The 6,089-nt window shown below is 60.8% G+C and carries 7 protein-coding genes and 1 pseudogene; 3 read left to right on the top strand and 5 right to left on the bottom strand.

The features are described 5' to 3' along the window. Positions 1 to 367 (top strand): mobilization protein (locus tag RF650_RS13430; RefSeq protein WP_368815167.1); only part of this gene is annotated, 367 nt, incomplete at its 5' end. After that, the gene (locus RF650_RS13425) at positions 364 to 1,119 is read left to right on the top strand and encodes a relaxase/mobilization nuclease domain-containing protein (protein ID WP_368815166.1); all 756 of its coding nucleotides are present in this window, start codon (positions 364 to 366) and stop codon (positions 1,117 to 1,119) included. The genes RF650_RS13430 and RF650_RS13425, both read left to right, overlap by 4 nt. A 13-nt stretch (positions 1,120 to 1,132) precedes the next feature. Here the strand turns inward: RF650_RS13425 and RF650_RS13420 are convergent, their stop codons facing one another. The 3 genes from RF650_RS13420 to RF650_RS13410 form a co-directional block, all read right to left on the bottom strand. Further along, the gene (locus RF650_RS13420) at positions 1,133 to 1,468 is read right to left on the bottom strand and encodes a hypothetical protein (protein WP_368815165.1); all 336 of its coding nucleotides are present in this window, start codon (positions 1,466 to 1,468) and stop codon (positions 1,133 to 1,135) included. A gap of 256 nt (positions 1,469 to 1,724) precedes the next feature. Further along, positions 1,725 to 2,342, bottom strand: a complete 618-nt coding sequence (locus RF650_RS13415) for a hypothetical protein (protein WP_368815164.1) — start codon at positions 2,340 to 2,342, stop codon at positions 1,725 to 1,727. Between the two features lie 115 nt (positions 2,343 to 2,457). Beyond that, complete coding sequence (locus RF650_RS13410; protein WP_368815163.1) at positions 2,458 to 2,904, bottom strand: hypothetical protein; 447 nt, start codon at positions 2,902 to 2,904, stop codon at positions 2,458 to 2,460. A 224-nt stretch (positions 2,905 to 3,128) separates the two neighbouring features. On the opposite strand from RF650_RS13410, the gene RF650_RS13405 reads away from it, so the two are divergent. Beyond that, positions 3,129 to 3,710 carry a recombinase family protein gene (locus tag RF650_RS13405; protein ID WP_368815162.1) on the top strand — a complete coding sequence of 194 codons (582 nt, stop codon included), beginning with the start codon at positions 3,129 to 3,131 and terminating at the stop codon, positions 3,708 to 3,710. A 4-nt stretch (positions 3,711 to 3,714) separates the two neighbouring features. On the opposite strand, the gene RF650_RS13400 is transcribed toward RF650_RS13405, so the two are convergent. Then, on the bottom strand, positions 3,715 to 4,626 hold the full coding sequence (locus RF650_RS13400) for a DUF3800 domain-containing protein (RefSeq protein ID WP_368815161.1): 912 nt from the start codon (positions 4,624 to 4,626) through the stop codon (positions 3,715 to 3,717). A 1,203-nt stretch (positions 4,627 to 5,829) separates the two neighbouring features. Further along, a pseudogene (locus RF650_RS13395) lies at positions 5,830 to 6,089 on the bottom strand (hypothetical protein); the annotation flags it as partial.

Below are 6,089 nucleotides of genomic sequence, written 5' to 3'. Positions count from 1 at the left end.
TGCGGAGCCGGCGCCTCGGATGCGGGGTGCCGGCGGGCGCCCGGTGGCGGTGGAACCGCGCACCCGGCGGGTGTCGATGTCGTTGACTGAGGCGGAGCACCGGGCGTGGACGGAGGCCGCCGGCGGGCAACGGGTCTCGGTGTGGGCTCGGGAACGACTCCAGGAACAGCTCGAGGCGAGCACCCCGGGGGTGGGTGAGGTGCAGGAGTTGGCGAGGATCCGGGCGGATTTGGCGCGGGTGGGGTCGAATCTGAACCAGTTGATGCGCGCGGTGAACCAGGGGCAGGTGGTCCCGACCCCGCAGCTGCACGAAGCTGTGCAGGCCCTGGCTCGGGAACTGGGCGCGTTACGGAGGGCGTTGCCGTGATCGCGAAGATCACCCGGGGCTCGAATCCGGGCAACATCGGCGCCTACCTGCATGGGCCGGGGCACGCCAATGAGCACTCTTATCAGCGTGGCGGGCGTGCGTGTTCTGGGGGTGTAGTGGTCGGTGGAAACTTATTCGTGGAGGGGGACACGGATGAGGTCACGTGGGTGAAAGAGATGCGCGCGGCGATGCGCACCCGACCGGAGATCACGAAACCGATCTGGCAGGCCTCCCTGCGCAACACTGTCGAGGATCGGCGGTTGACGGATGCGGAGTGGGCGCAGGCAGGCCAGACGTTTGCGGAGTCGATGGGTTTCGCGGAGCACCCGTGGGTGATGGTCCGCCACGCCGATGACCACGTGCATGTGGTGGTGTGCCGGGTCAGTGACGAGGGGACGGTGTGGCACGGGCGCAACGACCGCCGCGCCGCCCAAAGCGCGTGCACCCGACTGGAGCTGGAGCACGGTTTGCAGACCGCGCCGCGGCGGCGTGAGGCGGGCCGTAGTAAGCGCTCGGTGATCGCGGTGCGTCAGCAGCAGGAGCACCAGGCTCAGGTGGTGGCGGCCCGCCGCGCGGAATGGAAGCAGATCCGAGAACACATGGAGCGAGATTTCCCTGCACCTAGCAAACAGGTTCGGGAGGCTCAGCGACAGCGAGTGGCACCGTCTCGATCGGCGGAAAAGATGCAGGAATGGCATCTACTAAAATCAATCTCAGAACGGGGGCGCGGCGATTTTGGTGTTGAACGATAAATTATTTTTGCGCTCACTGGAGGCGTGTTGGGCTCCAGAGAAATTTACGGGAAGCCTTTTTAAATGACTCTTCTGCCTGGTCGCACCTCATAAAGGCCCCGGTTGTCCCTTCCCAGCATGCATCAATAGCGTTCAGCAGTTCTTGGGCTGCACCGGAAAGTTCCTCGGATCCATAAATGTCTATGAGACCCTTGAGCCTGGAGGCTTCCTTGATCCAGTCAGGCATGGGCGTGTCGTACTCGTCTTCTTGGCCCTTGTAACCGACCCGCGTGTGCATCGCCGCCCAGCGCCAAAGTCGCTGGCACTCGCCCAAGAAATCGCCGCAGATACCAGCCAGTTTATCTCTCATCCACAGCTCCTTTTCCCGGCTTTGGGCTTGGCGCTGAGTGTAGACAATTCCAGCCAGCGCGATGAGAGCGGGGAGTATAGACGCGATTGCTGCTTGTATCAGCCACTGAGGCATGCGGACTCTTTCTGTCTAGCTCTATAGGCACGTTGCTTGGTCGTCTGCGTCGAGGGGTAGATTTCCTCGTCTTGGTAGACGCGGATCGCTCCTCGCTGGGAATCTTCTGCACGAACCACTCAGCTCATTGCAGCCCCCGAGCTTACGCCGAGAAGATGCGGGAGAATAACCCGCGGCGCGGCTCGGACGGCGCCGCGGGAGCTGCGGGTTCCCGGTAGGTTCCCGGCTCTTCAGTCGTCGGCGTGGGATGAGCAGGCTCTGGGGCCGCAGGGGTTTGTGGGGTGTGGGAGCTCTGTCCGGTGAGCATGCGCAGCGCCATGCGCTCGGTTTCATTCGCGATCTGGAGCGCATCGAGAGCTCGACGGCGTTCTTCAGCTCTTGCTTCAGCAACTTCGGCGCGCCGTCGCCATTCCTGGACCTCAGCTTCCAACTCACGGACGCGCTCGAGTAGACGCCCGGTGCTCTCTGCTTCCTCCGCGGGTTGAGCAGATGGTGTCGATGGTCTGGCCTGTGGGGCGGGGCGGAACCCCTCGCCGTGGATGAGTCCTACGGCGATGAGCGCGGTCATGGGCACCTGCCACCCGGCGGAGGTGATGGTGGCCCCCGCTTCTTCCAGCTCGCCGCGACGTCGGCGGAGGGTGCTCACGCTGACACCTGCCACATCGGCGGCTTCCTTCATCGTGAACACCGCATTGGAACCCCCTGGCACCCCTTTCTGGCTAGGTGTTTCGCTGCTGGGGGTGTCACCGTGAGTGGTCATGGCAACCATTCTGGCACCCCGTCACGACGAGCACTGGAACCCCATCTTGGGACCCCCTATGGTCGATATGGGGACGGACAACCCAGCAGCTCCGCAACAGTGAGCTCACAGAAGCTCAATCGGTTTCGGCTTCCTGGATACGTGTGTGGAGCCGATCGAGACCGCGGCGGATCATTGCCCCGTAACCCTCGTCCAGGAGAAGCTCTCTATTAGCTTCGGCGCGTCTGAGCTGGTCACGAGCGTCCTGGACGCGGCCGGCTCGTAGGTAACCATCGGCCAGGTTCAGGTGCAGGCTAGGAGCGAACCCGGCGGTGGAGGGCACTCCGATGGAAGTCAGCTCGCCATCTTTGACGCGGGCGAACTCGGTCAACGCCTTCTCGTCCCAATAGATCTCGGTCTCGAGGTCATCTTGCTGGTCAGCCAAGTAGTGCGCGAGGACGCATCGTTGGGCGTGTTCGTCGGGTGAGGTGCTGTCCCAACACTTTGTGAGCGAGGCGCGGGCAGCGGAGCTTGGGGCGCGCATGGCTTCCGCGGCAGCTTGCAGAATGTCTTCCCATTTCATGGGGGGCAAGCCTAGAGGGGAGAGCAACATCGGGGCCACGGATCCCCGTAGCTGAATCTTTGCAGTGTTCCCCAACCGATGAGTTGCAAGACGTCTCATGGCGTTCCGGGCTCGGCGCCGGAGATCCGGGGCGGGGGCTGTCTCGTAGCGTTGTCTTTCAACCGGTCGCGCCGACCGGGGTGCTGATGGTCGGTTGCGAGACAAGCGGGAGGCAGAGACGGGACATGGGAAAGCTGATTGGGTACGCGCGGGTGTCTACGAGGAGCCAGGGGACGGACCGGCAGGTGACAGACCTGCTGGGTGCGGGGGTGCGTCGGGACGACCTTTATGTCGATCACGGGGTCTCAGGTGCCCGGGCGTCTCGCCCGAGCTTTGACCAGGCTGTGGGTGCTCTCCAGGAGGGGGACACCTTGGTGGTGACAACCTTGGACCGGTTGGGGCGTTCCACTCAGACCATGCTCGAACTGGCTCAGAATCTTCGGGGACGCGGTGTGGGATTGCGGGTGCTCAACCTCGGTGGGGGAGACGTAGACACATCGACCCCGATGGGGTCAATGGTGTTTACGGTGATGGCCGCGTTGGCTCAGATGGAGCTGGAGATCAAACGGGAACGGATCACCGACTCAGTGGCCAAACGCAGAGCTGCTGGTGGGGATCTTGGCGGCCGTCGGCAGCAGTTTACGGACTCCCAGATCCGCAACGCCCAGCGCCTAATCGAAGCAGGTCAGCCGACGTCTCAGGTCGCAAGAGACTTAGGGATCTCTCGGGCAACGCTGTATCGTCGAATCAAGCAGCTAAAAATATAATTAGTTACTTCCTTTTGGGAATGCTTGCCGCATGGATTTTAGCCATTTTTTCTCTAACTTTCGGGTCCAGTTGGTTCATCACTGGGTTGAAGTTGTTTGGCGCATCCAATATGCGTTCTTTGTAAAAAATGCCCGAGTGGTTGATATCTTCTATTGAGCGATGGCAAAGGTGAACCTTGGATTCATACGTAAATTTCCCGTAGACCGAACTGATTTTACTAGAATCTGTCACCCATTGATATCTAGAGTTTTCTAGCAATTGATAATCAATTGCCCTTCCCACACAAGCGGCGACCCAGTCAGCAAACTGAATATTAGAACTCAACTGGCTGTCCACGTGCATCGGGGGTTCGATTATCCGGCGCATCTCCGGGTAATCGGCGGCTCGACTCAGAATATGGCTATACATATTTGAGATGCGTTCAGATCGAACTTTCTCATTGATTTGGTCGATGACCACCATCATGTTGGAACCTAAAAGTTCGGCATGGCGAGCCAAGCGATTTAACGTTTCTTGCATTGCCTCGCGTTCGCGCCTTGTGGTGTCCAGTTGGGTCTGTTTTGGCGTGCCCAACGGCTTCTCATCAGCATAATAAAAAAGATTACCGCCCATCCTGGAGACACTATTTACCAGGTTGTCAAAAACTCTCAACTGCTCAGGATGATGATTTGGGGCTGTAGCATTGAATATGTCCGCGCCTTTTCTCTCCCAGTGCGCTGGATCACTCTCGGCTTCTATGAGAGATTTAAAAACTTTTCTTTTTTCTGTTGAAAATATTGCACCAAAGCGCCGAGCCTGAGAATCAGGTATTATGAAACCTGCATAACCAAAAGCTGGGCTGGTGTTGAACCTTTTATCATCTCGAAAGACAAATGCCCCTGTCTCGCCGATTTCGTCTATGTAGGCGATTAACATTTTTCCTTCTTAAACGCAGAAACCCACGCCGAAGCGTGGGTTTCTCGAAGTGGCGCTCAGGGAACTATTTCATCCCTAGCTACCGTTCTGGACACTACAGCAGAAGCTCTGGGGGAGCAACCACGCCCCCCCAGGCTACGAGACGCATGGCAGTGCATGAAGATCAAACACGAGGAACTTGGCAGCACTCGATCAGGAAGATCAGCCGCTCCGGCCGTCTTCGTGCCCTTCCGAGGCAGCAGATACTAATGCGACACGCCCTAGACATGCGGAAGGCCCCGCGCCAACGGGGCCTATCCTGGGTTCTGCAACGAACAACTGAGTCCATTCTAGCGCCTGCGCCAACAGGTGCAATGGAGCGCCCAGCGATGGAAGACCTGGGTGGGGCCTGAGACGCGGTCCCGCATCAACATCACCAGCCGCCTCACACGCGGTGCTCCCCGGGTCAGAGCCGGTTCTTTTTGCCGAGCGCACAGACGGGGGCCGTCACCAGGGATCGCAAGACCTGGGCAGCGAAGGAGTGCCAAGCCCTACAGTGCCGCTCGTGGACAGCAGCCCTGCCACGAGACGAGTACCGGAGCTGTGCGCACATGCCGCCACTGCCCACGAGTAATGCCGTGGGCCTTCTTCAACCACCCGCAACGGGTGGTCAACCGATGCGACCGATCGACCGACCGGGCTGATCCGCACGTGTTCAAGATGCCTTAGACGTTCCCTATCCCACCCCTTCCTCACCGGAGGTGTGCCCCGGGAGCGTTTAAGGCATCCCCCTGCCCTCCGCTCCCTCACTCCCTCCCAGGCTGGCTGGTTGGTCCCCTCAGCAACAGCACCACAGAACGCACTGGGGAAGAGCGGAGTGCAGGAAAAGAATGAGCGTGAGCGAAGCGAGCTCCTTTCCCCGCCACCTAGAAGACCAGGCCCTCCGGGCTGGTCGGTGACCGAGGAAGAACCTCGATCACGCACCCCCACCGTGGGCAGGTGGGGGATCGTCTTCCGCTGCGCTGCAGACGATGCGTGGTGGTGCCCTGGGCCTGGCTCTGTCCTCCTACGTCGGTCAGGCCCAGCACACCACCACGCCCCCCGTTCCAGCGCGCTATGATCCTCCTTCGTCGGGGCGCTGAAACGGGGATGCAAGGTATGATTGTCCGTAACGGAAAACCTGGCGCACCGCTCGTTCCTCGCTGCCAGGTGTTCCCGTTCCGGTCAATCCCCTTGCTCCTGCGGAGGGCTGGTCTCGACCCCTTGGCGGGGTCTCGAAAGGGTGGTCCCGTTGGGCTTGTTCTCACGTCGTTCGACCTCGCCAGGCACGGTCCCGTCGGGGTCCGGGAACCGGTGGGAGGAGCTGCTCGAGGAGCAGCCCCCCACCTCGCCACCGGACCCGGAACCGACTGCTGCGGAGCCGGCGCCTCGGATGCGGGGTGCCGGCGGGCGCCCGGTGGCGGTGGAACCGCGCACCCGGCGGG

Source organism: Kocuria sp. CPCC 205297, assembly GCF_040981035.1.
GTDB lineage: Bacteria > Actinomycetota > Actinomycetes > Actinomycetales > Micrococcaceae > Kocuria > Kocuria marina.
Note: the sequence above shows the minus strand (reverse complement) of the source record. Positions and strands in the feature narration are given on the sequence as shown.

What these genes read in the sequence shown, in the direction of transcription:
- RF650_RS13400 (WP_368815161.1), bottom strand. Translation starts at nt 4,626, where the DNA reads ATGTTAATCGCCTACATAGACGAAATCGGCGAGACAGGGGCATTTGTC.
- RF650_RS13420 (WP_368815165.1), bottom strand. Translation starts at nt 1,468, where the DNA reads ATGAGAGATAAACTGGCTGGTATCTGCGGCGATTTCTTGGGCGAGTGC.
- RF650_RS13410 (WP_368815163.1), bottom strand. Translation starts at nt 2,904, where the DNA reads ATGAAATGGGAAGACATTCTGCAAGCTGCCGCGGAAGCCATGCGCGCC.
- RF650_RS13415 (WP_368815164.1), bottom strand. Translation starts at nt 2,342, where the DNA reads ATGACCACTCACGGTGACACCCCCAGCAGCGAAACACCTAGCCAGAAA.
- RF650_RS13405 (WP_368815162.1), top strand. Translation starts at nt 3,129, where the DNA reads ATGGGAAAGCTGATTGGGTACGCGCGGGTGTCTACGAGGAGCCAGGGG.